This window comes from Aeromicrobium sp. (genome assembly GCF_047607065.1).
Classification (GTDB): domain Bacteria; phylum Actinomycetota; class Actinomycetes; order Propionibacteriales; family Nocardioidaceae; genus Aeromicrobium.
This window is the reverse complement of sequence record NZ_JASGDU010000059.1, coordinates 1-25,042: the sequence shown is the minus strand read 5'-3', so window position 1 is coordinate 25,042 and position 25,042 is coordinate 1. Positions and strand designations below refer to the sequence as shown.

General features: G+C 68.7%; 27 protein-coding genes. 15 read left to right on the top strand and 12 right to left on the bottom strand.

Translation table 11 applies throughout. The features are described 5' to 3' along the window. Window positions 1-21 precede the first annotated feature (21 nt). Window positions 22-948 (top strand): heme o synthase, encoded by a 927-nt coding sequence (locus QM597_RS10015; RefSeq protein WP_415004742.1) that lies wholly within the window; start codon window positions 22-24, stop codon window positions 946-948. A 157-nt stretch (window positions 949-1,105) separates the two neighbouring features. Here QM597_RS10015 and QM597_RS10010 read toward each other — a convergent pair whose 3' ends face one another. The 3 genes from QM597_RS10010 to QM597_RS10000 are packed head-to-tail and all read right to left on the bottom strand — an operon-like array spanning window position 1,106 to window position 3,623. Then, window positions 1,106-1,945 carry a COX15/CtaA family protein gene (locus tag QM597_RS10010; protein ID WP_415004741.1) on the bottom strand — a complete coding sequence of 280 codons (840 nt, stop codon included), beginning with the start codon at window positions 1,943-1,945 and terminating at the stop codon, window positions 1,106-1,108. 2 nt (window positions 1,946-1,947) lie between these two features. Then, the gene (locus QM597_RS10005; protein ID WP_415004740.1) at window positions 1,948-2,712 is read right to left on the bottom strand and encodes an ABC transporter permease; all 765 of its coding nucleotides are present in this window, start codon (window positions 2,710-2,712) and stop codon (window positions 1,948-1,950) included. Then, window positions 2,709-3,623, bottom strand: coding sequence for an ABC transporter ATP-binding protein (locus QM597_RS10000; RefSeq protein ID WP_415004739.1), 915 nt, complete (start codon window positions 3,621-3,623; stop codon window positions 2,709-2,711). Before QM597_RS10000 ends, QM597_RS10005 begins: the two co-directional genes overlap by 4 nt. A gap of 225 nt (window positions 3,624-3,848) precedes the next feature. Here QM597_RS10000 and QM597_RS09995 point away from each other — a divergent pair, with 225 nt between their 5' ends. After that, window positions 3,849-4,901 (top strand): ATP-dependent DNA ligase, encoded by a 1,053-nt coding sequence (locus tag QM597_RS09995; protein WP_415004738.1) that lies wholly within the window; start codon window positions 3,849-3,851, stop codon window positions 4,899-4,901. A gap of 160 nt (window positions 4,902-5,061) precedes the next feature. On the opposite strand, the gene QM597_RS09990 is transcribed toward QM597_RS09995, so the two are convergent. Both QM597_RS09990 and xseA read right to left on the bottom strand, forming a co-directional pair. After that, complete coding sequence (locus QM597_RS09990) at window positions 5,062-5,277, bottom strand: exodeoxyribonuclease VII small subunit (protein WP_415004737.1); 216 nt, start codon at window positions 5,275-5,277, stop codon at window positions 5,062-5,064. Further along, entirely contained in the window at window positions 5,274-6,503 is a 1,230-nt protein-coding gene (gene xseA, locus QM597_RS09985; RefSeq protein WP_415004736.1) for an exodeoxyribonuclease VII large subunit, read from the bottom strand. The genes QM597_RS09990 and xseA overlap by 4 nt, the downstream gene beginning before the upstream one ends. Window positions 6,504-6,574: 71 nt before the next feature. Between xseA and QM597_RS09980 the strand changes: the two genes are divergently transcribed. After that, window positions 6,575-7,537, top strand: coding sequence for a 4-hydroxy-3-methylbut-2-enyl diphosphate reductase (locus QM597_RS09980; RefSeq protein ID WP_415004787.1), 963 nt, complete (start codon window positions 6,575-6,577; stop codon window positions 7,535-7,537). 132 nt (window positions 7,538-7,669) lie between these two features. Here the strand turns inward: QM597_RS09980 and QM597_RS09975 are convergent, their stop codons facing one another. Next, the gene (locus QM597_RS09975) at window positions 7,670-8,080 is read right to left on the bottom strand and encodes a hypothetical protein (protein ID WP_415004735.1); all 411 of its coding nucleotides are present in this window, start codon (window positions 8,078-8,080) and stop codon (window positions 7,670-7,672) included. 310 nt (window positions 8,081-8,390) lie between these two features. On the opposite strand from QM597_RS09975, the gene ychF reads away from it, so the two are divergent. The 6 genes from ychF (at window position 8,391) to gatB (ending at window position 13,984) form a co-directional block, all read left to right on the top strand. Further along, a complete protein-coding gene (ychF, locus tag QM597_RS09970) occupies window positions 8,391-9,479 on the top strand; it encodes a redox-regulated ATPase YchF (RefSeq protein WP_415004734.1) in 1,089 nt (362 codons plus the stop codon). Between the two features lie 118 nt (window positions 9,480-9,597). Then, window positions 9,598-9,756 carry a DUF2625 family protein gene (locus QM597_RS09965; protein WP_415004786.1) on the top strand — a complete coding sequence of 53 codons (159 nt, stop codon included), beginning with the start codon at window positions 9,598-9,600 and terminating at the stop codon, window positions 9,754-9,756. 324 nt (window positions 9,757-10,080) lie between these two features. Further along, the gene (locus tag QM597_RS09960; RefSeq protein WP_415004733.1) at window positions 10,081-10,677 is read left to right on the top strand and encodes a hypothetical protein; all 597 of its coding nucleotides are present in this window, start codon (window positions 10,081-10,083) and stop codon (window positions 10,675-10,677) included. Window positions 10,678-10,713: 36 nt separating this feature from the next. Then, on the top strand, window positions 10,714-11,022 hold the full coding sequence (gene gatC, locus QM597_RS09955) for an Asp-tRNA(Asn)/Glu-tRNA(Gln) amidotransferase subunit GatC (RefSeq protein WP_415004732.1): 309 nt from the start codon (window positions 10,714-10,716) through the stop codon (window positions 11,020-11,022). Window positions 11,023-11,024: 2 nt separating this feature from the next. After that, complete coding sequence (gene gatA, locus QM597_RS09950; RefSeq protein ID WP_415004731.1) at window positions 11,025-12,497, top strand: Asp-tRNA(Asn)/Glu-tRNA(Gln) amidotransferase subunit GatA; 1,473 nt, start codon at window positions 11,025-11,027, stop codon at window positions 12,495-12,497. Continuing rightward, window positions 12,494-13,984 carry an Asp-tRNA(Asn)/Glu-tRNA(Gln) amidotransferase subunit GatB gene (gene gatB, locus QM597_RS09945; protein ID WP_415004730.1) on the top strand — a complete coding sequence of 497 codons (1,491 nt, stop codon included), beginning with the start codon at window positions 12,494-12,496 and terminating at the stop codon, window positions 13,982-13,984. The genes gatA and gatB overlap by 4 nt, the downstream gene beginning before the upstream one ends. 5 nt (window positions 13,985-13,989) lie before the next feature. Here the strand turns inward: gatB and QM597_RS09940 are convergent, their stop codons facing one another. Together QM597_RS09940 and QM597_RS09935 are read right to left on the bottom strand one after the other, a co-directional pair. Beyond that, entirely contained in the window at window positions 13,990-14,529 is a 540-nt protein-coding gene (locus tag QM597_RS09940) for a Uma2 family endonuclease (protein WP_415004729.1), read from the bottom strand. A gap of 415 nt (window positions 14,530-14,944) precedes the next feature. Continuing rightward, window positions 14,945-15,835, bottom strand: coding sequence for an alpha/beta fold hydrolase (locus QM597_RS09935; protein ID WP_415004728.1), 891 nt, complete (start codon window positions 15,833-15,835; stop codon window positions 14,945-14,947). Between the two features lie 23 nt (window positions 15,836-15,858). On the opposite strand from QM597_RS09935, the gene QM597_RS09930 reads away from it, so the two are divergent. Further along, window positions 15,859-16,842: a patatin-like phospholipase family protein gene (locus QM597_RS09930; RefSeq protein WP_415004727.1), complete on the top strand. Its 984-nt coding sequence runs from the start codon at window positions 15,859-15,861 to the stop codon at window positions 16,840-16,842. Window positions 16,843-16,873: 31 nt separating this feature from the next. Here the strand turns inward: QM597_RS09930 and QM597_RS09925 are convergent, their stop codons facing one another. Next, on the bottom strand, window positions 16,874-17,419 hold the full coding sequence (locus QM597_RS09925; RefSeq protein ID WP_415004726.1) for a hypothetical protein: 546 nt from the start codon (window positions 17,417-17,419) through the stop codon (window positions 16,874-16,876). A gap of 150 nt (window positions 17,420-17,569) precedes the next feature. Here QM597_RS09925 and QM597_RS09920 point away from each other — a divergent pair, with 150 nt between their 5' ends. Both QM597_RS09920 and QM597_RS09915 read left to right on the top strand, forming a co-directional pair. Further along, entirely contained in the window at window positions 17,570-18,088 is a 519-nt protein-coding gene (locus QM597_RS09920; protein WP_415004725.1) for a hypothetical protein, read from the top strand. Continuing rightward, entirely contained in the window at window positions 18,085-19,509 is a 1,425-nt protein-coding gene (locus QM597_RS09915; protein WP_415004724.1) for an SDR family NAD(P)-dependent oxidoreductase, read from the top strand. Before QM597_RS09920 ends, QM597_RS09915 begins: the two co-directional genes overlap by 4 nt. A 272-nt stretch (window positions 19,510-19,781) precedes the next feature. Here the strand turns inward: QM597_RS09915 and QM597_RS09910 are convergent, their stop codons facing one another. The 3 genes from QM597_RS09910 to QM597_RS09900 all read right to left on the bottom strand — a co-directional run bounded on the left by QM597_RS09910 (window position 19,782) and on the right by QM597_RS09900 (window position 21,129). Further along, window positions 19,782-20,093, bottom strand: a complete 312-nt coding sequence (locus tag QM597_RS09910; RefSeq protein WP_415004723.1) for a hypothetical protein — start codon at window positions 20,091-20,093, stop codon at window positions 19,782-19,784. Between the two features lie 102 nt (window positions 20,094-20,195). After that, window positions 20,196-20,765: a hypothetical protein gene (locus tag QM597_RS09905; protein WP_415004722.1), complete on the bottom strand. Its 570-nt coding sequence runs from the start codon at window positions 20,763-20,765 to the stop codon at window positions 20,196-20,198. A 49-nt stretch (window positions 20,766-20,814) separates the two neighbouring features. Further along, window positions 20,815-21,129, bottom strand: a complete 315-nt coding sequence (locus tag QM597_RS09900) for a hypothetical protein (RefSeq protein WP_415004721.1) — start codon at window positions 21,127-21,129, stop codon at window positions 20,815-20,817. Between the two features lie 324 nt (window positions 21,130-21,453). On the opposite strand from QM597_RS09900, the gene QM597_RS09895 reads away from it, so the two are divergent. The 3 genes from QM597_RS09895 to ilvC are packed head-to-tail and all read left to right on the top strand — an operon-like array spanning window position 21,454 to window position 24,834. After that, complete coding sequence (locus QM597_RS09895; RefSeq protein WP_415004720.1) at window positions 21,454-23,253, top strand: acetolactate synthase large subunit; 1,800 nt, start codon at window positions 21,454-21,456, stop codon at window positions 23,251-23,253. Continuing rightward, the gene (ilvN, locus tag QM597_RS09890) at window positions 23,253-23,786 is read left to right on the top strand and encodes an acetolactate synthase small subunit (RefSeq protein ID WP_415004719.1); all 534 of its coding nucleotides are present in this window, start codon (window positions 23,253-23,255) and stop codon (window positions 23,784-23,786) included. The genes QM597_RS09895 and ilvN overlap by 1 nt, the downstream gene beginning before the upstream one ends. Before the next feature lie 22 nt (window positions 23,787-23,808). Next, on the top strand, window positions 23,809-24,834 hold the full coding sequence (gene ilvC / locus QM597_RS09885) for a ketol-acid reductoisomerase (protein ID WP_415004718.1): 1,026 nt from the start codon (window positions 23,809-23,811) through the stop codon (window positions 24,832-24,834). The last annotated feature ends 208 nt before the right edge of the window (window positions 24,835-25,042 follow it).

Below are 25,042 nucleotides of genomic sequence, written 5' to 3'. Positions count from 1 at the left end.
GGGTGGATTAGAATCGGTCACGTGAGTCTTGTCGATGCCGAACAGCAGCAGACCGGGACGGCATCGGTGCGCGATGTCGTCGCCGCCTATGTCGCGCTGACGAAACCGCGCATCATCGAGCTCTTGTTGCTGACGACGGTGCCGGTCATGTTCTTGGCGGCCCGCGACGTGCCCGATCTGTGGCTCGTCGTGGCCACGATGGTCGGCGGCACGCTGTCGGCCGGCAGCGCGAACGCGCTGAACTGTGTGGTCGATGCCGATATCGACCAGAAGATGCGCCGTACGTCGCGTCGCCCGCTGCCGCGCCACCAGGTCTCGACGCAGCGGGCGCTGGTCTTCGGCCTGGTGCTGGGCGTCGTGTCGACACTGTGGCTCGGCATGTTCGTCAACTGGCTGTCGTCGATGCTGGCGCTCGCGGCCAATGTGTTCTACGTCGTCGGCTACACGATGCTGCTCAAGCGGCGCACCCCGCAGAACATCGTCTGGGGGGGAGCCGCCGGCTGTTTCCCGGCACTGATCGGCTGGACCGCGGTCACCGGCGAACTCGCCTGGGCACCGGTCGTGCTGTTCGGTGTGGTCTTCTTCTGGACGCCGCCGCACTTCTGGTCGCTCGGCATGCGCTACCGCGAGGACTACGCGGCGGCCGATGTGCCGATGCTGCCCTCGGTGGCCTCCTCTCGGGAGGTGGCCCGGCAGATCGTCGGCTATTCGTGGGTCATGTTCGCCACGTCCCTGGCGCTGTGGCCGGTGGCCGAGACCGGGTGGTTCTACCCGTCGGCGGCCATCGTGCTCGGGGTGATCTTCCTGGTCGAGGCCTACGACCTGCAGAGCCGCGCGCGCGACACCGAGGAACTGAGCATCATCAAGCCGATGCGCCTGTTCCACCTCAGCAACGCCTACCTCGCCCTGCTCTTCGTCGCCGCCGCAGCCGATCCGTTCATCGGCTGAGGGAGTGCTGATGTATTCGGGTTGTGTGCTGTTGGCCGGTCGCTGAGGTGCGAGGCCGCTCGCGGCCGAGCCTCGAAGGGACCGCCTTAGCCGGCGGATCTATCGCCGGAACCTCTTACTTCCGGGCGTCGCGCGCCTCGTCGGCCGATGGAGTGCGTCACGTGCGCGCAGCAACGTCGGTTCCCCTGACCCCCACCACGATCCGCGTCGCGATGGCCAGCAGGGTTGCCGCGCCGACGAGGTGGGCGGCGACCAGGGCGATCGGCAGGTCGGTGAAGTACTGCACGTAGCCGATGGTGCCTTGGGCGAGTTCGGCGAGCAGCAGGATGGCGACGATGCGTGAGCGCAGGAGAACGACCAGGGCCACGGTCAGGGCGACCAGCAGCCAGACGCTCGTGGCATGGATCTTGCTCCACTGTTCGGGGTTGAGGTTGTTGCGCGGGGCCTTTTCGTCGCCGGCGTGCGGGCCGGAACCGGTGACGATGGTGCCGAGGTAGATTGCCACGAGCAACGCCGCGAAGGTGGCCCATGCGAGGGCGTGCAGGCGCGGCGAGATCGCCACGGGCGGCCGGTCGCCGACGCGCTGCACGAGCCAGATCGACCCGGCGACCAGCGCCATCGACAGCACCAGATGCAGTGCGACGATCCAGGGATTCAGTTCGGTCAGGACGACGATGCCGCCGATGACGCCCTGGAACGGAACCCCCACGGTCAGCACGGCCGCGTGACGGCGCAGGGAGCGGTTCGTGCCCGACCAGCGCCACACGGCGAGGAACGTGGTGGCGGCCACCCCGATGAGGGCGAACATCAATAGGCGGTTGCCGAACTCGATGGCACCGTGGATGCCGAGGGAACCGTGTGCCGTCCAGGAGTCTTCGGTGCATTTGGGCCATTCGTCACAGCCCAGGCCCGAACCGGTCAGCCGGACCAGCCCGCCGGTCAAGATGATGACGATATTGGCCACGACCGAGGCCCATGCCCAGAACCTGACGTTCACGTTCACTCCCACTTGAAGGTGCGGGCTGTCGTGACACCGGCGATCACGGCCCAGCCGGTCAGCGTGAGCAGCGCTCCGAGGGCCGGCTCGCCGGCGAAGGCGTCACGCAGGCCCTGGCCGATGGCTCCGGAGGGGATCAGCTCCATGACGCGCCGCCCCGCCTCGGGGTAGCGCGAGAGCGGCACCATGAGGCCGCCGCCGACCAGCAGCAGCACGTAGACCAGATTGGCGACTGCGAGCGTCGCCTCGGCGCGTAGCGTGCCGGCGATGAGCAGGCCGAGCGCGCCGAAGGCGGCCGTCCCGGCGACGACGAGCGCGATCATCCACGGCCAGCCGGCCGCCTGCGGCTGCCAGCCGAGCAGCAGGGCGACGACGGTCAGCACGACGAGCTGGATGGCTTCGACGGCGGCCACGGCACCCACCTTGCCCAGCAGCAGGATCGAGCGGGGCAGGGGAGAAGCCCCGAGTCGCTTGAGCACGCCGTATCGTCGGTCGAATCCGGTGCTGATGGCCAGCGAGGTGAAGGAGGTCGAGAGCACGGCCAGCGCGATGACTCCGGGGGCGATGATGTCGATGGTGCGGCCCGGCCCGAGGTCCACGATGCTGTCGGCGCGGGTGCCCATGAACAGCAGGAGCAGCGGGATGACGAGGGTCAACAGCACCTGTTCGCCGTTGCGCAGCATGAGCTTGAGTTCCATGAGCGTCTGCGCCCGCAACATCGCGGCGGCCGGCGCGGCTCCCGGTTTCGGGGAGACGTCGAGGCTCATCGCAGGCTCCGTCCGGTCAGATCGAGGAAGCGGTCTTCGAGGGTCTGCTGTTCGACGAGGATCGACTCGACCAGCACGTCCTGGTCGGCGCACCAGGCGGTGACGGCTGAGAGGAGGGCTGGGTCGATGTCGCCGGAGACGATGTAGGAGCCGTCGGTGCGTTCCTCGGCCTTCGTCTCGTAGCCGAGCGCGTGCATGAGCGAGACGACGTCGAGGCCGGGTTCGGCGGTGATCCGCAGCGTTCCGCGGGCGCTCTCGCGGGTCAGTTCGTCGGGTGTGCCGGAGGCGATGACGCGGCCGGAGTCGATGATGTGGATGGTGTCGCTGAGCTGCTCGGCCTCGTCCATGAAATGCGTGGTGAGGACGGTGGTGACGCCGTGGTCGCGCAGTTCGTCGATCAGATCCCACGCGGCACGGCGGGCTTGCGGGTCGAGGCCGGCGGTCGGCTCGTCGAGGAAGAGCAGCTCGGGGCGTCCGACGATGGCCATCGCGAGGGAGAGACGCTGCTGTTGGCCGCCGGACAGCCGGCGGTAGGGGGTGCGGCCGCAGGAGCCGAGGCCGAGCCGTTCGATGAGCGCGTCGACGTCGAGCGGATGGGCGTGCAGGGCGGCGATGTGCCGCAGCATCTCGTCGGCCCGCGATCCCGACCAGGCCCCGCCGGACTGCAACATGACACCGATGCGGGGCCGCAGTTCCGGGTCGCGCGGGTCGCGGCCGAGCACGCGGACGGTGCCCTCTTGCACCGCGCGGAATCCCTCACAGGTTTCGATGGTGGTGGTCTTACCGGCACCATTCGGTCCGAGGATCGCCGTCACCGAACCCGCCTCAACGTCGAGATCGAGGCCGTCGACCGCCGTCCGCTCCCGGTAGCGCATCACGAGATCGCGGATCTCGACGGCGGGAGCAGGCACCGGCACAGTCTAGAGGTGCCTACGGACGCGCGGATAGGCGCTGGCTGAGGTGCGTAGGCCGCCTGCGGCCGGAGCCTCGAAGCCTGCGGTGGGCGGGTCATTTCGAGGTGTGCTGCGCGGATCCTGAGGTGCCCCGACGAAGGAGGGGCCTCGAAGGGCGCACCTGCATGACCGGCTCCGCCTATCTGCGGAATCTCTAAATCCGGCGGGATCTAGGGTCGAGTCGTGGACCTGCCTGTGATGCCGCCTATTCAGCCGATGCTGGCCAAGTCGACGCCGCGCCTGCCCCAGGCCGGGGGCTTCCTGTACGAGCCGAAGTGGGACGGTTTTCGTTGCCTGGTGTTCCGCGACGGCAACGAGGTCGAGCTCACGAGCCGGTCGACCAAGCCGCTCACGCGCTACTTCCCGGAGATCGTCGCCGCTGCCCGCGAACACCTGCCCGAACGGTGTGTCGTCGACGGCGAGCTGGTGGTGGTCGCGGGGGATCGCCTCGAATTCGACCTGCTCAGCGCCCGTATCCATCCGGCGCAGTCACGCATCGATGAACTGAGCGAGGCGATGCCCGCGCGCCTGGTCGTCTTCGATCTGCTCGCGTCCGGCGACGAGTCGCTGCTCGATCTGCCGCTGCGGGAGCGACGCGCCCGTGCCGAGAGCCTGCTCGCCGGTGTCGTCCCGCCGATCCACCTCACCCGCGTGACCGCCGACGCCGACGTGGCCGCCGAGTGGTTCACCCGGTTCGAAGGAGCCGGACTCGACGGCGTCATCGCCAAACCGCTCGACTTGGGCTATACGCCGGGCGGACGCACCATGCTCAAGATCAAGCACAAACGCACCGCTGACGTCGTGGTCGCCGGATACCGCCTCCACAAGAACTCCACCGCCGACGAACCGCTGCTCGGCTCGATGCTGCTGGGCCTGTATGCCTCCGACGGTTCGCTGCATCACGTCGGCGTGTGCGCGTCGTTCACCGCCGCCCGCCGGGCCGAACTCGCCGCCGAGTTGTCGGCCGAGGCCGTCGATCTCGCCGACCACCCGTGGCGCGCCCTCGCGATGGGCCAGAACCGCTGGTCGGCGGGCAAAGACCTCTCCTTCGTGCCCATCGCGCTAACCCGCGTCGCCGAGGTCGGCTACGAGCACATGGAGGGACCGGGAGAGGAGGCCCGCTTCCGGCACACCGCCCAGTTCAAACGCTGGCGGATCGACCGGGAGCCGGAATCGTGTACCTACCGGCAGTTGGACGAGGTCGTTGGCTACCGCCTCTCGGAGGTCCTGCAATGAACCACCACTATGCGTGCGGTGTCACCTGGCTCGGCAATCTCGGCAGCGGGACCAGCGGATACCGCGACTACTCGCCCAATGCCATCTGCTGTCCTATCTGCATTCGGCGGTCAACCACCAGATCGTGGTCGTCGGATACGCAGGCGAGACACGCCGGTAGTCAGGCCGGGGATTCGGGGTCGGCGGGGGTCACGGCGGTGTCGAGGCGTTCGCGGGCTCCGTCGAGCCACTGCTGGCAGACCCGTGCCAGTTCCTCGCCCCGCTCCCACAGGGCTAGTGATTCCTCCAGCGTCGTTCCGCCGGTCTCGAGGCGCTGCACCGTGGCGACCAGCTCGTCGCGGGCCTGTTCGTAGGTGAGGTCGGGGGTGTCGCTCATGCGGGGTCCTTGTCGGAGGTGGTCGGAGTGATCGAGACGCGGCGGGCCGCGATGTGCCCGTCGGCCAGACGGATCGAGAACTCCTCGGGAACGTCGCCGACCGAGGTCAGGACCGTGCCGTCGGGGTGCCGGGCCACGGCGTAGCCGCGCTGGAGCGTGGCCAGCGGGGAGAGGGCGTGAACCCGGGCCAGATGATGACCGATCTCGTCGTGCGCCCGGTCGAGACGATGCCCGAGCGCGCGCCGGACCCGGTCGCGGGCCTCGGTGACGAGTTCGGCTTGCGCGTCGATGAGCACGCTCGGCCGCGCCAGCGCAGGTCGGCTGCGCACGGCCGCCAGCGCGGTGGACTCCCGGTCGAGAAGCCGACGCATCGCGTACTGCGCCCGCTCGCGCATGGCCGCGATCTGCTCGGATTCGGCAGCGGCGTCGGGCACGATGCGCTTGGCGGCGTCGGTGGGGGTCGAGGCGCGCAGGTCGGCCACGAGATCGAGCAGCGGCGTGTCCGGTTCGTGCCCGATGGCCGACACGACCGGCGTGGCGCAGGCGAACACGGCCCGTACCAGAGCCTCGTCGCTGAACGGCAGCAGATCCTCGACCGATCCGCCGCCGCGTGCGATGACGATGAGGTCGACGGCAGGATCGGCGTCGAGTTCGCCGAGCGCGTCGATGACGCCGCCGGCACACTCGGTGCCCTGCATGAGCGAGTACCGCACCCGCAGCGGCGCGGCGGGCCAGCGCAGCCGCACGTTCTGGACGACGTCGCGCTCGGCCGCCGAGGCGCGTCCGGTGATGAGTCCGATGCCGAGCGGTAGCACCGGCAGCGGCTTCTTCCAGCGCGCCTCGAACAGACCCTCGGCGGCGAGTAGCTGTTTGCGGCGCTCCAACTGGGCCAGCAGTTCGCCCTCGCCTGCGGGGCGGATCTCCCGGATATCGAGTGACAGGCTGCCGTTGGGGCCGTAGAAGGCGGGCTTGGCCTGGACCACGACCCGTGCGCCCGCAGTGACCGGCACCGGGCAGGAGTCGAGCACGCTGACATGACATTTGGCGCTCATCGAGACCTTCGCCTCCAGATCGCGCAAGGTCAGGAAGCACATGCCCGGACGGCGATTGAGCTGGGCGACCTCGGCCTCCACCCACACCGCGCCGAGCCGGCCGATGTACTCGTCCATCGCCTGCGAGATCGTGCGCAGCGGGGCGGGGGAGTCCGCGCTCGTGTCCAAGGCCATGCCTTCACCCTAGAGGCGGCCACCGACAGGCCCGTTACGATGGCGCTGTGTCTTCCACGGTTGAACTGGGTATGCCTCCGGTCGGCGGTCAAGTGCTGCTCGCCGACCCCCGCGGCTACTGCGCCGGCGTCGACCGCGCGGTCATCACCGTCGAGAAGGCGCTCGACCTGTACGGCGCGCCGGTCTACGTGCGCAAGCAGATCGTCCACAACAAGCACGTCGTGCAGAACCTCGCCGCACGGGGGGCGGTCTTCGTCGAGGAGCTGGACGAGGTACCCGAGGGGGCGACCGTCGTCTTCAGCGCCCACGGTGTGTCGCCGATGGTCCACCAGCAGGCCGCCGAGCGCGACCTCAAGACCATCGACGCCACCTGCCCGCTGGTGACGAAGGTGCATCACGAGGCCAAGCGTTTCGCCAAGGACGGCTACCGCATCTTGCTCATCGGGCACGCCGGTCACGAGGAGGTCGAGGGCACGGCTGGTGAGGCTCCCGAGCACATCACCCTGGTCGAGCATCCCGATGACGTCGACGGCCTGGAGTTCCCCGAGGGAACGCGGCTGTCGTGGCTGTCCCAGACCACGCTGAGCGTCGATGAGACGATGGAGACGGTGCGTCGGCTGCGCGAGAAGTTCCCGCAGCTGGAGGACCCGCCGAGCGACGACATCTGTTACGCCACCCAGAACCGGCAGGTCGCGGTCAAGGAGATCGCACAGGACGCCGATCTGGTGATCGTGGTCGGCTCGGCCAACAGCTCCAACTCGGTCCGCCTCGTCGAGGTGGCGCTGGAGGCCGGTGCCAAGGCTTCGTACCGCATCGACGACATCAGCGAGATCGACGAGGCCTGGCTCGACGGTGTGAGCACCGTGGGCGTCACCTCGGGGGCCTCCGTTCCCGACGACCTCGTGCAGGACGTGCTGGCCTACCTCGCCGAGCGGGGGATCGGCGACGCGAAGGCGATCCGCACCGCCGACGAGAGCCTGATCTTCGCGCTGCCGCCCGAGCTGCGCCGCGACCTCAAGAAGGCCCAAGCCTGAGAACGCGGATAGGCGGAACTCGGTCATTGAGGCTTCGCCCTTCGAGGCTCCTCGTTCCTCGTCGCACCTCAGGACCCGGCTCCGACCGCTTGCGGCCTACACACCTCAGCCAGCGGCTATCCGCGAAACTGCTCACTCGCGGCCGAGGTAGCGCAGGCCGATGGTCGCCAGGGTGACCAGTTCGGCGACGGCGAGGGCCACACCCCGGTCGACGAAGCCCGCGAGCGCCCGGCCGCCGGGTGTCGCCGTGGCCGGGATGCCGTCGGGCACGATGGCTCCGGGAACGAAGAAGGCTACGAGCAGCATGGCGATGCCGAGCAGCAGCGGCGGGAAGAAGATCGCGTTCCACAGGTGCGGGCGCGCGAGTGCGAGCGGCACGGTGGCGGCAGCCATGAGGATTCCGAGGGTCGTCCAGGCACCGAGGCTGCCGTCGAGCAGATCGGCCACTGTCATGGCCAGAACGAGGCCGGCCGAGCCGAGCACGGCAATGCCCGGAGTCAGGTCGCGCTGCGCCAGCGTCGTGATGGGGGCGAGGACGGCCATACTCCGACGGTAGCCGGGCACGGGTCACGATGTCGGACCTGAGCGGCAGAGTGGGGGTCGTGTCGGACACATGAGGAAGCGCAAGGGGCACCGCCGCTCGGTGCCAATGGCGGTTTTCACGACGAATACCGGGTTGACGGACTCCCGTGTTCCGACTCCCGGCGGTCGGCCTCTGGCGGTAGTCCGGTGCTTGGGGTCGGAGGAACTCGGGGAACTATCCCGATCCCTGGCAGGCCGGGATCGCCGGCTGTACCGGCTGCCGCTGCACTGATCGCTGGAGTGTCCGATATGCCCAGTAGGCTCATGCGTCGTGGCTCTCACCATCGGCATCGTCGGACTCCCCAATGCGGGCAAGTCCACCCTCTTCAACGCCCTGACCCAGAACGACGTCCTCGCGGCGAACTATCCGTTCGCGACGATCGAACCCAATGTGGGTGTCGTCGGCGTCCCCGACGAGCGGCTGGCCAAGCTCGCCGAGATCTTCGGCTCGGAGCGCATCCTGCCCGCGACGGTGCAGTTCGTCGACATCGCCGGCATCGTGCGCGGTGCGTCCGAGGGCGAGGGCATGGGGAACAAGTTCCTGTCCCATATCCGCGAGTCGGACGCGATCTGCCAGGTGACGCGGGTGTTCCGCGACGAGGACGTGACGCACGTCGACGGCGAGGTCAACCCCAGCAGCGATATCGAGACGATCACCATCGAACTCGTGCTGGCCGACTTGCAGACCGTCGACAACGCGATCCCGCGCCTGGAGAAGGAAGCCCGCCGCGACAAGGCGCTCGCTCCGGCGCTGGAGGAGGCGAAGAAGGCCAAGGAGGCGCTGGAGGCCGGAACGGGCGTGCTCAAGGCGGGCCTCGACCTGGAGTTGTTGCGCGACCTGCACCTGCTGACAGCTAAGCGGTTCCTCTACGTGTTCAACTGTGATGCCGACGAGCTGGCCGATGAGGACCTCAAGGCGAAGATGCGCGATCTCGTGGCACCGGCCGAGGCGGTGTTCCTCGACGCCAAGAGTGAGGCCGAGCTGGTCGAGTTGGGTGACGACGAGGAGGCGCAGGCAATGCGCGCCGAGATGCTGGCGGATTTGGGTATCACCGAACCCGGCTTGGACCAGCTCGCCCGCGTCGGCTTCGACACCCTCGGCCTGCAGACCTATCTGACGGCCGGGCCGAAGGAGGCGCGGGCCTGGACCATCCGCAAGGGCGCGACGGCTCCGGAGGCTGCGGGCGTCATCCACACGGACTTCCAGAAGGGCTTCATCAAGGCCGAGGTGGTCTCCTTCGCCGATCTCGTGGCGGCGGGTTCGATGAACGACGCCAAAGCCGCCGGCAAGGTCCGCATGGAAGGCAAGGACTACGTCATGTCCGACGGCGACGTGGTCGAATTTCGGTTCAACGTGTGAGAACTGGGCGGCGATGCTCGGTGTTGCTTTGAAAAGACCGCAGGCTCCTGCCAGCCGTCGTCGGATCGGCCATCGTGCTGGTTCAGGTACTGGACATCGATGAGGCTCGGGCTGTGGAATCGCTCCCTGCCCCCAGGTCACCACGGGGTCGACCCTGGGCGCGCTCGCGTACAACTGTGCTGGCCTTCTGATCGACCACGGATGGCTCCGCATCCTCGCCGGCGGTACTGACCGACTCGTGAGTCGGGCCTCGGCCAACGGACTGGGAGACCCATGACCACCGAAGGACCACCCTTTTTGATCGTTGTGTTCGACGTGCTCGGCGGCAGCTTCGGGCTAGACGGCGGAGGACTCGCCGCCTCGGATTGATATCCGTGGAGAGTCAGCCGGATCGACCGACTTCCGCCTATGCGATGCCTGATCGTGAGGCAACGCAGTGGATTTCGTTTCACTGTCCAGGAAGGCACGGGCGGAAATAGCCGGTTCGGCGGCAGAGCGGAGCACGCTGGAAGCGGGCGGTTCACCACCACGAAGACGCCTTGCCCGGCGGGCCTCCCGTGGAATCGCCCCCGGAGCCGCTGCGGCTGACATGATGAACTCCATGAGCACGCCCGAGACGCCGTCACTGCAGCCCGAATCCTCGCGGCCGGCATGGCAAAGGCCGCAGGACCCGAACCGCTGGCCGAAGCGGATCCTGCTTCTGCTCGTGGCCCTCGCGCTCGGCTACGTCGCCTACCGGTTGGCGCTGGCCTTCTTCCCCCGGTGGTGGGCGCAGCGCATCGCCGACCGCGTCGACGGCTCGATGGCCAGCGGCACGCTCTGGGGGCTGTTCTATGGTTTCGTCTTCGTCGCGGTGCCCCTGGTCGTTCTGGCACAGGTGCGCCGCCCCTTCTTCTCCTGGCCGTGGCGCGGCGTACTCGTCGGGATCGCCGTTCTCCTGGCGATCCCGAACTGGCTCACCCTGTCGGTGGTTCTCGGAACGAGTCGTGCGGCCCACGCCGGCGAGCGCATCCTCGACGTCGACGGCCCCGGATTCCGGACGGCCTCGGCCATCGGCGCGGCGGTGGCGGTCGTCCTCGTGACTGCCGGAACGATCACGTCGATCCTGGCCGCCCGCCGTCGTCGGCAGGTCAAGGACCTACAGCGCCAGCTCGACGAGCGCGAGCGCCGCGATCAGGAGCAGCGCGAGGAGCACTAGGATGGCGCGGTACTGCCCATCCGACCCAGGAGACGCATGTCGTCGCCCCTCTCGCGTGAGGACGTCGCCCATCTGGCGAGCCTCGCCCGCATCAGCCTGACCGATACCGAACTCGACCGTCTCGGTGCCGAGCTGCCCGCGATTCTCGACCATGTTGCCGCCGTGCAGAGCGTGGTCGAGTCCGCCGGTGGCGACGTCGCGCCGATGAGCCATCCGGTGCCCGTCACGAACGTGTTCCGCGTCGACGAGGTGCGAGCGGGCCTGACGCCCGAGGCGGCGCTGGCCGGTGCTCCGGCCAGCGAGGAGCAGCGCTTCCTCGTCCCGAAGATCCTGGGGGAGGAGTGATCGTGGGAGATCTGACCCGGCGTACTGCCGCCGACCTTGCCGCCGCGCTCGCCGCCGGTGACGTCACCTCCGTCGAGGCGACGCAGGCCCACCTCGACCGCATCGCGGCGGTCGACGACGCACTGAACGCCTTCCTGCACATCGATGCCGAGGGGGCCATCGCGGCTGCGGCCGATGTGGATACGCGCCGGGCCGCAGGCGAGAGCCTGCCGACGCTCGCGGGCGTTCCCATCGCGGTCAAGGATCTCATCAACACCACCGGCCAGCCCACCACGGCCGGCTCGAAAATGCTCGAAGGCTGGGTCCCGCCGTACGACGCTACGGTTGTTTCGCGGCTGCGTGCTGCGGGCCTGCCGATCCTCGGCAAGACCAACCTCGACGAGTTCGCGATGGGGTCGTCCAACGAGCATTCCGCGTACGGCCCGGCGCGCAACCCGTGGGACACCGCCCGCATCCCCGGCGGCTCCAGCGGTGGTTCGGCGGCGGCGGTCGCCGGGTACGAAGCGCCGCTGGCCCTCGGCACCGACACCGGAGGCTCGATCCGCCAGCCGGGTGCCATGACCGGCACGGTCGGCGTCAAGCCCACCTACGGCGGTGTCTCGCGCTACGGTGTCATCGCGATGGCGTCCAGCCTGGATCAGGTCGGCCCGATGGCCCGCACGGTGCTCGACGCGGCGCTGCTGCACGAGGTCATCGCCGGTCACGATCCGATGGATTCGACCAGCATCGACGCGCCCGTGCCGTCGGTCGTCGAAGCGGCCCGTCGCGGCGATGTCGAGGGTTTGAGGATCGGCGTCATCGCCGAACTGGGCGGCGAGGGCTTCGCCCCCGGTGTGCGCGCCCGCTTCGACGAGGCCGTCACGAAACTGGCCGAGGCGGGGGCGGAGATCGTCGAGGTTTCCTGCCCGAGTTTCGTCCACGGCATCGCCGCCTACTACCTGGTGATGCCCAGTGAGGTCTCCAGCAACCTCGCCCGTTTCGACGCGATGCGCTACGGCCTGCGGGTGCTGCCGGGCGGCGATCCGTCCGCCGAGCAGGTCATGGCCGCCAGCCGTGAGGCGGGCTTCGGCGACGAGGTCAAGCGCCGCATCGTCTTGGGCACCTACGCGCTGTCGAGCGGCTACTACGATGCCTACTACGGCTCGGCACAGAAGGTCCGCACGCTCATCGCGCGCGACTTCGCGGCCGCCTTCGAGACCGTCGACGTGCTGCTGTCGCCGACGGCCCCGGCGACGGCCTGGAGGCTCGGCGAGAAGTCGGCCGACCCGCTGGCGATGTACCTGGAGGACGTCTGCACGATCCCGGCGAACCTCGCCGGAGTGCCGGGCATCAGCGTGCCCATCGGCCTGGCCGACGGGTTGCCCGTCGGCGCTCAGTTCCTCGCTCCGGCGATGGCCGATGATCGGCTCTACAACGCCGGTGCCGCCCTGGAGCGCCTCGTGTCCGCCCCCGCCCTGGAGGAGGTCGTCCGATGAGCAAGATGGTTTCCTTCGAGGACGCGCTGACCCGCTACGAGCCGGTCATGGGCCTGGAGGTCCACGTCGAGCTGAACACCGCGACGAAGATGTTCTGCGGCTGCGCCACGGCCTTCGGTGCCGAGCCGAACACCCAGGTCTGCCCGGTGTGCCTGGGCCTGCCCGGCGCGCTGCCGGTCGTCAACGCCAAGGCCGTCGAGTCGGCCGTCCGCATCGGCCTGGCGCTCAACTGCGAGATCGCGCAGTGGTGCCGGTTCGCCCGGAAGAACTACTTCTACCCGGACATGCCGAAGAACTTCCAGACCTCCCAGTACGACGAACCGATTGCCTTCGACGGCTACATGGACGTCGAGGTTGAGGGCGAGACGTACCGGATCGAGATCGAGCGGGCGCACATGGAGGAGGACACCGGAAAATCGCTGCACGTCGGCGGCGCGACCGGCCGCATCCACGGTGCCGACCACTCGCTGCTCGACTACAACCGCGCGGGCATCCCGCTCATCGAGATCGTCACCAAGACGATCGAGGTGCCCGGTGACAAGGCTCCGGCCGTCGCGCGGGCGTACGTCAACCAGTTGCGCGACCTCATGGTGGCGCTCGACGTCTCCGATGCCCGCATGGACCAGGGGTCGTTGCGCGCCGACGTGAACCTGTCGCTCAAGCCGACCGGCTCCGACGTGCTCGGCACGCGCAGCGAGACCAAGAACGTCAACTCCTTCCGTTCGGTCGAGCGGGCGGTGCGCTTCGAGATCGGCCGCCACGCAGGCCTGCTCGACGCGGGGGAGAAGGTCGTGCAGGAGACGCGACACTTCCACGAGTCCGACGGCTCCACGTCACCGGGCCGGGAGAAGTCCGACGCCGAGGACTACCGCTACTTCCCCGAGCCGGACCTCGCGCCGGTCGCGCCGTCACAGGAATGGGTAGAGGAGCTGCGCGGCACGCTGCCCGAGCCGCCGGCCGAGCGGCGCAAGCGGTTGCAGGCCGAGTGGGGTTTCTCCGACCTCGACATGCGCGACACCATCGGTGCCGGGGCGCTCGATCTGGTCGCCGACACCATCGCGGCCGGTGCCGCGCCGCAGGCCGCCCGCAAGTGGTGGCTCGGCGAGCTGGCGCGCCGTTCCAACGACACCGGGGTCGATCTGACCGAGCTGGCGATCAGCCCGGCGCAGGTGGCCGGCATCCAGGCGCTCATCGACGCCGGACGGATCAACGATAAGCTCGCCCGCGAGGTGTTCGACGGCGTGCTCGCCGGGGAGGGCACGCCCGAGGAAGTCGTGGTCGCCCGCAGCTTGGAGGTCGTCTCCGACGACGGCGCCCTGGGCGAGGCGGTGGATCGTGCGATTGCGGCGAATCCGGACGTGGCCGGCAAAATCCGTGACGGCAAGGTGCAGGCCGCCGGCGCACTGATCGGCGCGGTGATGAAGGAGATGAAGGGCCAGGCCGACGCCGCCCGTGTCCGCGAGCTGATCCTCGACAAACTCGGCTGATCCGGTCAGTAGCGCAGGTCTTCCGGCGTGATCGTGACCGGGAAGGGACGCTCGGCGGTCCAGGACTGGCCGGGTCCGACCTCCGCGACGCCGGCGTAGGTGCCGTCGCGCCGTTCGAAGACCGTCAGTACCAGGGTGTCGGGGTCGATGACCCAGTACGACGGGATGCCGGCGCGTTCGTAACGCTGCTTCTTCAGATTGAGGTCGATCATGCGGGTGCCGGGCGACAACACCTCGACAGCCAGCAGCGGGGCCGACGGGAGGTTGAGATCGGTGAACGCCTCGCGCGGTGCCACGAGCACATCGGGTTCGACCACGGTGTCGCCGGCCAAGACGACATCCAATGGTGCGAAGTACACCCGAAGTCCGGACGGCGCGGCGTCGTGTAGCAGGTGCCACAGGAGGGCGACGACGCCCTGATGGGCGGGTCGCGGTGCCGGACTCACGAGCAGCACCCCGTCGACGACCTCGTACCGGCGGCCGTCATCGGGCAGCGCATCTCGCTGGGCCACCGTCCACGGCCCCTCCACCTGCAACGTCTCCATGACACTCATGGTGCCTCACCACCCCCTGATCGACCCTGCTCCGAGCCTCACCGCTCGTCAGGCCGCCGTCAAACGCCCTTCCACAGGCACCGCGCGTCTTCGTTCCTCGCTGCACCTCCAGGGGTCGAGGTTCACGGAGGATCCGCTGATTTACAGGTTGATGCCGCTCATTGAGGTGCGAGCGAGCCGGGTCCTGAGGTGTGAGGCCGTTCACGGCCGAACCTCGAAGGGCGAAGTTTGCGGTGGTGGTCATTTCGCCCTTCGAGGCTGGGGGCACCTCCCTGAACGGAGCGCAGCGGAGTTCTCGGGGGACTCCTTCGTCGCAGCACCTCAGAACCCGGTGTGCTGCACGCGCACTGGTGTCCCCTCCCGCTTGCGGGGGACAATGACCGGTTCCGCCTATCTGCGGAATCTCTTATTCGCGCACGCGCTCGATCAGGCGGCGCAGCTCGTCGAGGACCACATCGGGGCGCTCCACGGGGATGAAATGCGTGCCCTCGACGATCCGGTAGCGGGCACCGGGGATGCGCTCGGCCGCGCTGCGCATCGCGCCCGGCCCGGCCAGCAGGTCCTTGGTGCCGGCGATGAGCGTCGTCGGCACGGTCACCTGCGACAGCGAGACCCGGTCGTGACGCGCGGCTTCCAGCGCCAGATGCGCATACCAGGCCGGATGGGAGGTGCAGAACTCCTGCACGACCGACTGCAGCACGGCACTGTCGGCCTCGGAGGAGAACAGGCCGGCCATCTTGAGCAGATTGACCGAGAACCGTGTCCACGGGATACGGCTGGTGAAGGGGGCCAGCCCGTGTCCTGTGACGGTTGTGACGCGCGCCAGGTTGACCATGATCTGTTCGGCGACCGGCGGGGGCACCTTCCACGGTTCGAGCATCGTCGAGAAGGTCGAGCCGGGGACACCCGCGACCGCCAGGATGCCGGCTACCCGCTCGGGGTGGCGTACGGCGAACTCGAAGGCCACGTTGACTCCGATGGACCAGGCGACGATGACCGGGCGTTCCATGCCCGCGTCGTCCATGACCGCCACCAGGTCGTCCAGGTGCGCCTCGACGTCGATGCGGCCGGAGGCGGGCCGCTCCGAACCGCCGATGCCGCGGTGGTTCCAGCCCACCGCCCGTAGGCCGCTGTCGGGCTGCAGGATCGTCGGCCAGGCGTAGGGGTTGGTGCCGAGGCCGTTGGAGATGACGACCTGCGGCCCGTCGCCGTCGTTGCCCCAGGCGCGCAGCGTGGTGCCGTCGGCGCTGACGACATCGTGGAAGTGGACGAGTGCGGGCTGAATCACAGGCTGCATACTGCCACGCCTAGAGTCGGGACATGCCCGATTCACGACGCTCGGCCGATCTGGTCCTCGAAGGCGGCGGAGTCAAAGGCATCGCCCTCGTCGGAGCCGCCGCAGCGCTGGACGAGGCGGGATGGCGCTTCGAACGGGTAGCCGGGTCCTCGGCAGGAGCCATCGTCGGCTCGGTGATCGCGGCGATGCAGCAGGCCGGCGAACCACTCAGCGGCGCCGACGAAATCGTCCGCACCCTCGACTACCGGCGCATGCTCGACCGGCGCCCGCCGATGGACCGGCTGAGCCGTCTGCCGCGGGTGGCCGACGCCTGGGGGATCCTGTTCCACCTGGGCATGTACCGCGGCTCACACCTGACCGACTGGCTGCGCGGTGTGCTGGGCGACCTCGGGGTGCGGACCTTCGGCGACCTGGTGATCGAGGACCCCGACTCTGACCTGCGGCATCGCTCGCGGCTCGTCGTGACCACCAGCGACCTGTCGCGTCAGCGGGTCCTGCGCATTCCGTGGGATCTGCCGGCCTACGGCATCGACCCGGACCGGTTCTCGGTGCCGGTGGCCGTGCGGGCGTCGTCGGGTATCCCGTTCCTGTTCGAGCCGGTCCGGCTCAAGGGTCGGTACGGCGAGTCGACGCTGGCCGACGGCTCCCTGCTGGAGAGTTATCCGGTGGCGGCCTTCGACCGTACCGACGACGAGCCGGCGCGCTGGCCGACCATCGGCGTCCGGCTGAGTTCGCGGGCCAGTGAGCGCGCCCCGGCGGTACCGGTCACCGGGCCGATCTCGATGCTGCGCAGCCTCATTTACACGACGGTCGATTCGACGCAGATCCGTCACCTGGACGATCCCCGTGACGCCGAGCGGACGATCTTCGCCCGGCCCAAGGGCGTGCGCTGGACGGATTTCGACCTCAGCCGCGAGCAGCAGCAGTCCCTCTACGACGCCGGTTACGCGGCCGCGCGCAAGTGGATCGCCAAGCATCCGGACGGACCGGCTAGCCCCGGTCGATGAACGCCCGCGCCGCCGCGTAAGCGGCGTCTGCTCAGGATGGTGTCGACAGCGCGCGCCGCAGCCGGCGGGCAGCGAAGGGCGAGAGCATTCCGCACATGAGGGCGAGGGTCGAGCTGTCGGTGAAGCGCACGATGACCCGGCCGGCCATGAACAGCCGCGGCCTCCACCGGGCTTCGGCGACGTCGTGGCGCGGCAGCGCCAGGTGGACGACGGGGTTGCCGCCGTGGGGGAGGGCGACCAGCAGGAGGCGTCGATCGGTCACGAGGACGCCTCCTCCCGCGCCCACGGCCTCCATCGCCTGCCGGGCGCGGGTCGCTCGCGAGTCGGTGCCTCCGGTGGTCCCGATCCCGGCGACCCAGCGTTGCGCGACGCCTTCGTCGAACTCGATGGGCGGCGTCTCCCAGTTGAGCGGGTTGAGATAGCGCCACAGGCGCCAATGGACGCGGGCGATGATCTGCGGTCGGCCGGTCATGCCGATCCGGTTCTCGCCGACGGTGCTCTGGGCGATCTCGTAGGTGAGCAGCCGCTCGCCGCCGTCGATCACGGTGCGTGCTGCGGCGGGGATCGGAAGCCTCACCGTCGCAGCCTACGAGATTTCGCAGTTCGGCGGGGCCGGTCACTGAGGTGCGAGCTTGCGAGCCGGGTCCTGAGGTGCTGCGACGAAGGAGTCCCCCGAGAACTCCGCTGCGCTCCGTTCAGGGAGGTGCCCCCAGCCTCGAAGGGCGAAATGACCCACCACCGCAGGCTTCGATCCCAGGAGCACTTCGTGCAGGGAGGTGCCCCCACTCCGGCCGCAAGAGGCCTACGCACCTCAGCCAGCGCCTATCCGCGCATCGCGACGCGGCTCGTCCGGGTTCCGTCGCGAGAACTGGGAGATGAATATCTGCCGGCGGCCGAGATGGGGGTGCAGTTCGGTGCCCGCAATTACCGTCAGCCCGATGTGGTGGTGCGCTCCGACGTCAGTCCGACCGGGAAATGGCTCGCGCCGACGGACATTCTGTTGGCCGTCGAAGTCGTCTCGGTCGTCGCTGACGACCGATCGCATCACCAAGCCCGCGCAGTACGCGGCTGCGGGCATCGGCGCGTACTGGCGAGTCGAGATCGATCCGGAGGTGGCGCTGACGGCCTATGCCTCGAACCCGGTGCGGATGTCTACACCGAACTGGGCACCTGGCGCGCGGGGCAGACAGTCACGCTCACCCGTCCGTTCCCGGTGACGTTCGAGGTCGATAGCCTCCTTCGGTGAGCATCGATCCCGACGACCTGGACATCGCCCTGCGGGTGCTCAAGGAGGCCGGGCAGCTCGACAACGAGCATCCGGACTTCGTCGCCCTGCGCCGGGCGACCTCGACCTTCTTCAAGGACGCCAAGCGCCATCGCCGCCAGGTGAAGCGCGATGCGGTCAACGCCGCCGACCGGGCCGTCGTCGAGCAGACCGCGACCGGATCGGCCAGCCGCATCGACGACGAGACGGCCGGTATCCCGCTGGTTTCCAGCGCGCCGGGCGCGACGGCGGGGGAGTTGCTGGTTCCGCGCGGCTGCTACATCTGCAAGAACAAGTACACGACGGTCGACGCCTTCTATCACCAGTTGTGCCCGCAGTGCGCCGCCTTCAGCCACGCCAAGCGCGACGCCCGCACCGACCTGAGTGGCCGCCGGGCGTTGCTGACCGGCGGGCGGGCGAAGATCGGCATGTACATCGCCCTGCGGCTGCTGCGCGACGGCGCCCACCTGACGATCACCACCCGCTTCCCGCGCGATGCGGTGCGCCGGTTCTCGCAGATGCCCGACGCCGACCAATGGCTGCACCGGCTCAAGGTCGTGGGTATCGACCTGCGCGATCCGGCCCAGGTCATCGGCCTGGCCGACGATGTCGCTGCCGCAGGGCCGTTGGACATCCTCATCAACAACGCCGCGCAGACCGTCAAACGCCGTCCGGGTGCCTATTCGGCGCTCGCCGAGGCCGAGACGCAGCCGCTGCCGGCCGGTTCGCCGGTCGAGCTGGTCACCTTCGGGCACACCAGCGACGCCCATCCGGCCGCCCTGGTCGGCTCGGTGGAAGCGCACCCGGTGCTGGCCGCCGACGCGACCACCGCCGACGAACTGACGGCCATCGCGCTGACCGCAGGGTCGGCCGACGTCGACCGCATCGACGCCGGGGGACTGCTGCCCGATGTCGTCGACACCAATAGCTGGGTGCAGACCGTCGGCGAGGTCGATGCGCTCGAACTGCTGGAAGTGCAGTTGTGCAACAGTGTCGCGCCGTTCATCCTCGTCAGCCGACTGCGGCCGGCGATGGCGGCCTCGCGCGCGCGGCGCAAGTACGTGGTCAACGTTTCGGCGATGGAGGGCCAGTTCGGCCGGCGCTACAAGGGTGCGGGGCACCCGCACACCAACATGGCCAAGGCGGCGCTCAACATGCTCACCCGCACGAGCGCCGAGGAGATGTTCGAGGCCGACAGGATCTTGATGACGGCCGTCGACACCGGCTGGATCACCGACGAGCGTCCCTACACGACCAAGGTGCGGCTGGCCGCCGAGGGCTTCAAGGCACCGCTGGACCTCGTTGACGGGGCCGCGCGCGTCTACGACCCCATCGTGTGCGGCGAGGCGGGGCAGGACCTGTACGGCGTCTTCCTCAAGGACTACGAGCCCTCCCCCTGGTAGAAGGCTCAGTCTCGGGTGGCCTACGCGCCTTAGAACGTCCGCCAGTAGGCCCCGCTGGCTGAGGTGCGAGCGAGGAACGAGTGAGCCTCGAAGCCTGCGACGGTGGAGTCCCTTCGAGGCTCGCAAGCTCGCACCTCAGGGACCGAGGTCAACCCCGCAGGCGCGAGCGCAGCACCCTTCAAAGGGACCTGGCTCGGCCGAAGTGCCCAACGGCAACGGCCCGTCCCCGATCCGAAGATCCGGGACGGGCCGCCGTCATCGATGCAGGCAGATCACATGACGCACGCGACGACGTCGTCGGTGATCTCTTCCCATGCCTTGATGTCATCTTCGGGCATGCGCACCGTGTAACCGGTGACCTTGATCTCCTCGTCGGCGATATCGGCCAGCGTGCCGTTGGAGATATCGGACTTGACGAGCAACTTGGCGATGCAGTCGGCGGCGTCGCCATCGATGGGCAGGCTGTCGCTGCTCTGGCTCTCGATGGTCTTCGAGAGCTCAGCCTCGGTGGGACGGTCTGCACCGCAGGCTGCAGTGAACATCAGCGCCGCGCTGGCACCAGTGATGGCCATGATCTTCTTCATTCGCAGTTCCCTATGCTCCTGGTGGTTACGCGGTCGTGGTGCCGCTCTTGGGCCACATTGTGCCGTCCCCGCGTCGCGCGCGCAAAGCGGGGCGGCACGCGGTCACGCAAGGCAGGCGACCACGTCGTCGGTGATGGCTTGCCACGCTTCGATGTCGCTGCTGGGCATGCTCACGGTGAGGCCGGTGATGTTGATCATCTCGTCGGCGATGTCTCGCAAGGTCTCGTCGGAGATGGCGGAGTTCAGCAGGACTCCCGCCATGCACTCGGCACCCGCGCGGTCGATGGGCAGGCTGTCGCTGCTCTGGCTCTCGAAGGTGTCGGCGAGTTCGTCGCTGGTGGGGCGGCCCTCGCGCTGGCAGACGACAGCCGTCGTGAAACTGCTGCGGACCTCGTCGATGTTGTACTCCTGGCCGTCGACGATGTTCTGCACCTCGTCGTCGGACAGTTTGGAGTCGTAGATCGCCTCGGCGATGCAGTCGGCGACCTCGTCGTAACCCTCGATCTCGAAGGGGTCGGCATCGTCTGCGGAGAGGGCCTCGGAGATGTCGCTGGCGCTGGGGCGCTTGTCCTCGGCCTTGCTCGTCGGGTCGGACTTCGGATCACTGTCTCCGCACGCTCCGGCCAGAGCGAGGACGGCGACCGCAACGGCGGTGAGGAGGGGAGTCTTCATTGGGGGGGGAGCTTCTTTCTTTTCGGCGATCGGCGGCAGTCGGAGCGGCTCACGGAGCGCAATCGGTCAGAACGTGAACCTGAAGAGTACCGAGGTCCGACGTCTCCTCGTCGGTGAAGGTGTAGTCGGCGTCGCTGTCGGCGATGGCGCGCAGCGCCTCGTCGGACAGGTCGGACTTCGTCAGCAGCTTCGCGGCGCACGCAGCCTGCTGTTCGGCGACCGGGAAGAGTGAGGAGTCGGCGGTCAGCCCCTTCTTCAGGTCGGCCGGGTCTGGGCGTTCGCCCGAGCATGCGGCCAGGGCCGCAGCGGTGAGGGCGGTCAGCAGCAGGCCGGTGGCGAGCCGGTGCGGGGCGGAGGTGGTCATGGCGCTTCTTCCTGACGGGCCGACGCTATGCGCGGTCTGAGGGATTCATGGTAAGGCGGTGGCGGGTTGGGCGGACGCCGGAGGACCCGCCGCCGTCCACATCGTGGTATCAAGTGTCTCGGAACTTGACCAGGAGGGATCGGCGGGTCAGACTGGGGCGCGTGTACGCGCTTCCTCTCGTATCCGTATGACGTGATCGCCCCGCCGGGGCGCACGTCACCCTCGTTTGCCCTCGGGCCGAGGGGCTTTTTTATGTCACGGGCTAGATGTGACGCACCGGCCGGATTCTCCTGACCATCGACCAGCACCACCGAAGGACACACCATGACGGGCCAGACGAACTCTCCTTCGTCGATTGACGCCGAGGCACCGACGCTGAGCGGTGCCCAGAGCCTCGTTCGCTCGCTGGAGCAGGTCGGAGTCGAGGTCATCTTCGGGATTCCCGGCGGTGCGATCCTGCCGGCCTACGATCCGCTGTTCGACTCCTCGATCCGGCACATCCTGGTGCGACACGAGCAGGGTGCCGGCCACGCTGCGCAGGGTTACGCGATGGTCACCGGCCGGGTGGGCGTCTGCATGGCGACGTCGGGGCCGGGCGCGACCAACCTGGTCACGGCCATCGCCGACGCCTACATGGACTCGGTGCCCATCGTCGCGATCACCGGTCAGGTCTCCACGCACCTGATCGGCACGGACGGCTTCCAGGAGGCCGACATCCGCGGCATCACCATGCCGATCACCAAGCACAGTTTCCTCGTGACGGACGCGACGCAGATCCCGCGCGTGATCGCCGAGGCTTTCCACATCGCCGGCACCGGCCGGCCCGGCCCGGTGCTCGTCGACATCGCCAAGGACGCCCTGCAGGCCGAGGTTCCGTACGCCTGGCCGACCGAGCTGGCGTTGCCCGGCTACCGGCCGACCACGCACCCGCACGGCAAGCAGGTGCGCGAGGCGGCGCGCATGATGATCGACGCCGAATGCCCGGTGCTCTACGTCGGCGGCGGCGTCATCAAGGCCGGCGCCTCGGCCGAACTGCTGCGGCTCGCCGAGGACTACGGCATCCCGGTCGTGACGACGCTGATGGCCCGCGGTGCCTTCCCCGATAGTCACGAGCTGCACCTGGGCATGCCGGGCATGCACGGCAGCGTCGCGGCGGTGGCCGCGCTGCAGAAGGCCGATCTGCTGGTCAGCCTCGGCGCGCGATTCGACGACCGGGTCACCGGCAATCTGGACTCCTTCGCGCCCGGTGCCAAGGTGATCCACGCCGACATCGACCCGGCGGAGATCTCCAAGAACCGGCACGCCGACGTGCCCATCGTCGGCGACTGCCGCGAGGTCATCGCCGATCTCCTCGGGGTGCTCGGCGCGCTGGCCGAGGACGGCGAGCGGGGCGACTATGCCGCCTGGCGTGCGCAGATGGCCGCGCTCAAGGCCAAGTACCCGGTCGCCTACGAGGCTCCCGCCGAGGGCGTGGCACCGCAGACCGTCATCGAACGGCTCAGCGCCATCGCCGGCCCCGAGGCCGTGTACGCCGCAGGCGTCGGTCAGCACCAGATGTGGGCGGCGCACTTCGTCGACTTCGAGCGCCCGCGCCAGTGGCTCAACTCCGGCGGTGCCGGCACGATGGGCTACGCGGTGCCTGCGGCGATGGGTGCCCAGGTGGGTGCCCCCGACCGGGTGGTCTGGGCCATCGACGGCGACGGCTGCTTCCAGATGACCAATCAGGAGCTGGCTACCTGTGCCATCGAGGGCATTCCGATCAAGGTCGCGGTCATCAACAACTCCTCGCTCGGCATGGTCCGCCAGTGGCAGACCCTCTTCTACGACGGCCGCTACTCCAACACCGACCTCAACACCGGTCCGGAGAGTATCGGCGCGCTGCGCATCCCCGATTTCGTCAAGCTGGCCGAGGCCTACGGCTGCGTGGGCCTGCGCTGCGAGTCCGTCGACGAGATCGATCAGGTGATCGAGAAGGCGATGGCCGTCACCGACCGGCCGGTCGTTATCGACTTCGTCGTCGAGCGCGACGCGATGGTCTGGCCGATGGTGGCCGCCGGCACGAGCAACGACGACATCAAGATCGCGCGCGACCTCGCGCCCGACTGGGAGGCAGACGAACTCTGATGACGACCCAACACACCCTTTCGGTCCTGGTGGAGAACACGCCGGGCGTGCTCGCGCGGGTCTCCAGCCTGTTCATGCGCCGGGGCTTCAACATCGAGTCGCTGGCGGTCGGCCCGACGGAGATCCCCGAGATCAGCCGCATGACCATCGTCGTCAACGTCGACGAGCTGCCCTTGGAGCAGGTGACCAAGCAGCTCAACAAGCTGGTCAACGTGCTCAAGATCGTCGAACTCGACACCTCGACGGCCGTGGAGCGCGAACTCATGCTCGTCAAGGTCAAGACTGACTCGGCGACCCGCGGCCAGGTGCTCGAGACGGTGCAGTTGTTCCGCGCCAAGGTCGTCGACGTGGCCCCCGACGCCGTCACCATCGAGGCGACCGGCGATTCGGGCAAGCTCAACGCGATGCTGCGGGTGCTCGAACCGTTCGGCATCCGTGAGATCGCCCAGTCCGGCCGCGTCGCCATCGGCCGCGGCGCCCGCTCCATCACCGACCGCAGCCTGCGTGCCGTGCCCGGCACCCAGGTGTCCTGAATACCCCACCCAAGGAGAGAACGTGCCCGAGTTGTTCTACGACGACGATGCCGACCTGTCGATCATCCAGGGCCGCAACGTCGCGGTCATCGGTTACGGCAGCCAGGGCCATGCCCACGCCCTCAACCTGCGCGATTCGGGCGTCGACGTCCGCATCGGCCTGAAGGAAGGCTCCAAGAGCAAGGCCAAGGCCGAGGCCGAGGGCCTGCGGGTCCTGCCCGTGGCCGAGGCCGTCGAGGAGGCCGACGTTATCGTGATCCTTGCGCCCGACCAGGTGCAGCGCTCGCTGTACGCCGAGGAGATCGCCCCGCATCTCGTGGCCGGCGACGCCCTGGTGTTCGGCCACGGCTTCAACATCCGCTTCGGCTACATCACCGCGCCCGAGGGCGTCGACGTGCTGCTGGTCGCCCCGAAGGCCCCCGGCCATACGGTGCGCCGCGAGTTCGTCGCCGGTCGCGGCATCCCCGACATCATCGGTGTCGAGCAGGATGCCACCGGCAAGGCCTGGGACCTCGCGCTGTCGTACGCCAAGGCCATCGGCGGCACGCGCGCCGGCGTCATCAAGACGACCTTCACCGAAGAGACCGAGACCGACCTGTTCGGCGAGCAGGCCGTGCTGTGCGGCGGCGTGTCGCACCTGGTCCAGGCGGGCTTCGAGACGCTGACCGAGGCCGGCTACCAGCCGGAGATCGCCTACTTCGAGGTGCTGCACGAGCTGAAGCTCATCGTCGACCTCATGTGGGAGGGCGGCATCGCCAAGCAGCGGTGGAGCATCTCCGACACCGCCGAGTACGGCGACTACGTCTCCGGCCCGCGCGTCATCGACGCCTCGGTCAAGGAGCGCATGCAGGAGGTGCTGGCCGACATCCAGTCCGGTGCCTTCGCCGAGCGCTTCATCGCCGACCAGGACAATGGCGCGGCCGAGTTCCTGCAGCTGCGCGAGAAGGAGGCCGGTCACCCGATCGAGACGACCGGCAAGAACCTGCGCGCCCACTTCGCGTGGAAGCAGTCCGACGCCGACTACGTCGAGGGCAGCGCCGCTCGCTGAGTCGTTCACCGCGTCACCGGATGTGCTCCGTCGTCCGCCCCTCGCCCCGGCGAGCCGGGGGCCGGCGGAGCACGTCTCGTTGGCGGAGTGTGCGGGACCTTTAAAACCCGCGCGGATAGGCGGAACCCGGTCATTGAGGTGCGAGCTTGCGAGCCTCGAAATGACCTACCACCGCAGGCTTCGAGGCTCCGGCCGCAAGCGGCCTACG

Coding starts and splice junctions, on each gene's coding strand:
- QM597_RS09895 (WP_415004720.1), top strand. CDS start 21,454: ATGACGGGCCAGACGAACTCTCCTTCGTCGATTGACGCCGAGGCACCG.
- xseA (WP_415004736.1), bottom strand. CDS start 6,503: ATGGCCTTGGACACGAGCGCGGACTCCCCCGCCCCGCTGCGCACGATC.
- QM597_RS09900 (WP_415004721.1), bottom strand. CDS start 21,129: ATGACCACCTCCGCCCCGCACCGGCTCGCCACCGGCCTGCTGCTGACC.
- QM597_RS09980 (WP_415004787.1), top strand. CDS start 6,575: ATGCCTCCGGTCGGCGGTCAAGTGCTGCTCGCCGACCCCCGCGGCTAC.
- gatC (WP_415004732.1), top strand. CDS start 10,714: ATGTCGTCGCCCCTCTCGCGTGAGGACGTCGCCCATCTGGCGAGCCTC.
- QM597_RS09905 (WP_415004722.1), bottom strand. CDS start 20,765: ATGAAGACTCCCCTCCTCACCGCCGTTGCGGTCGCCGTCCTCGCTCTG.
- QM597_RS09960 (WP_415004733.1), top strand. CDS start 10,081: ATGAGCACGCCCGAGACGCCGTCACTGCAGCCCGAATCCTCGCGGCCG.
- QM597_RS10005 (WP_415004740.1), bottom strand. CDS start 2,712: ATGAGCCTCGACGTCTCCCCGAAACCGGGAGCCGCGCCGGCCGCCGCG.
- QM597_RS09990 (WP_415004737.1), bottom strand. CDS start 5,277: ATGAGCGACACCCCCGACCTCACCTACGAACAGGCCCGCGACGAGCTG.
- QM597_RS09920 (WP_415004725.1), top strand. CDS start 17,570: ATGACCCACCACCGCAGGCTTCGATCCCAGGAGCACTTCGTGCAGGGA.
- QM597_RS09910 (WP_415004723.1), bottom strand. CDS start 20,093: ATGAAGAAGATCATGGCCATCACTGGTGCCAGCGCGGCGCTGATGTTC.
- QM597_RS09940 (WP_415004729.1), bottom strand. CDS start 14,529: ATGGAGACGTTGCAGGTGGAGGGGCCGTGGACGGTGGCCCAGCGAGAT.
- QM597_RS09930 (WP_415004727.1), top strand. CDS start 15,859: ATGCCCGATTCACGACGCTCGGCCGATCTGGTCCTCGAAGGCGGCGGA.
- QM597_RS09935 (WP_415004728.1), bottom strand. CDS start 15,835: ATGCAGCCTGTGATTCAGCCCGCACTCGTCCACTTCCACGATGTCGTC.
- QM597_RS09975 (WP_415004735.1), bottom strand. CDS start 8,080: ATGGCCGTCCTCGCCCCCATCACGACGCTGGCGCAGCGCGACCTGACT.
- ilvN (WP_415004719.1), top strand. CDS start 23,253: ATGACGACCCAACACACCCTTTCGGTCCTGGTGGAGAACACGCCGGGC.
- gatB (WP_415004730.1), top strand. CDS start 12,494: ATGAGCAAGATGGTTTCCTTCGAGGACGCGCTGACCCGCTACGAGCCG.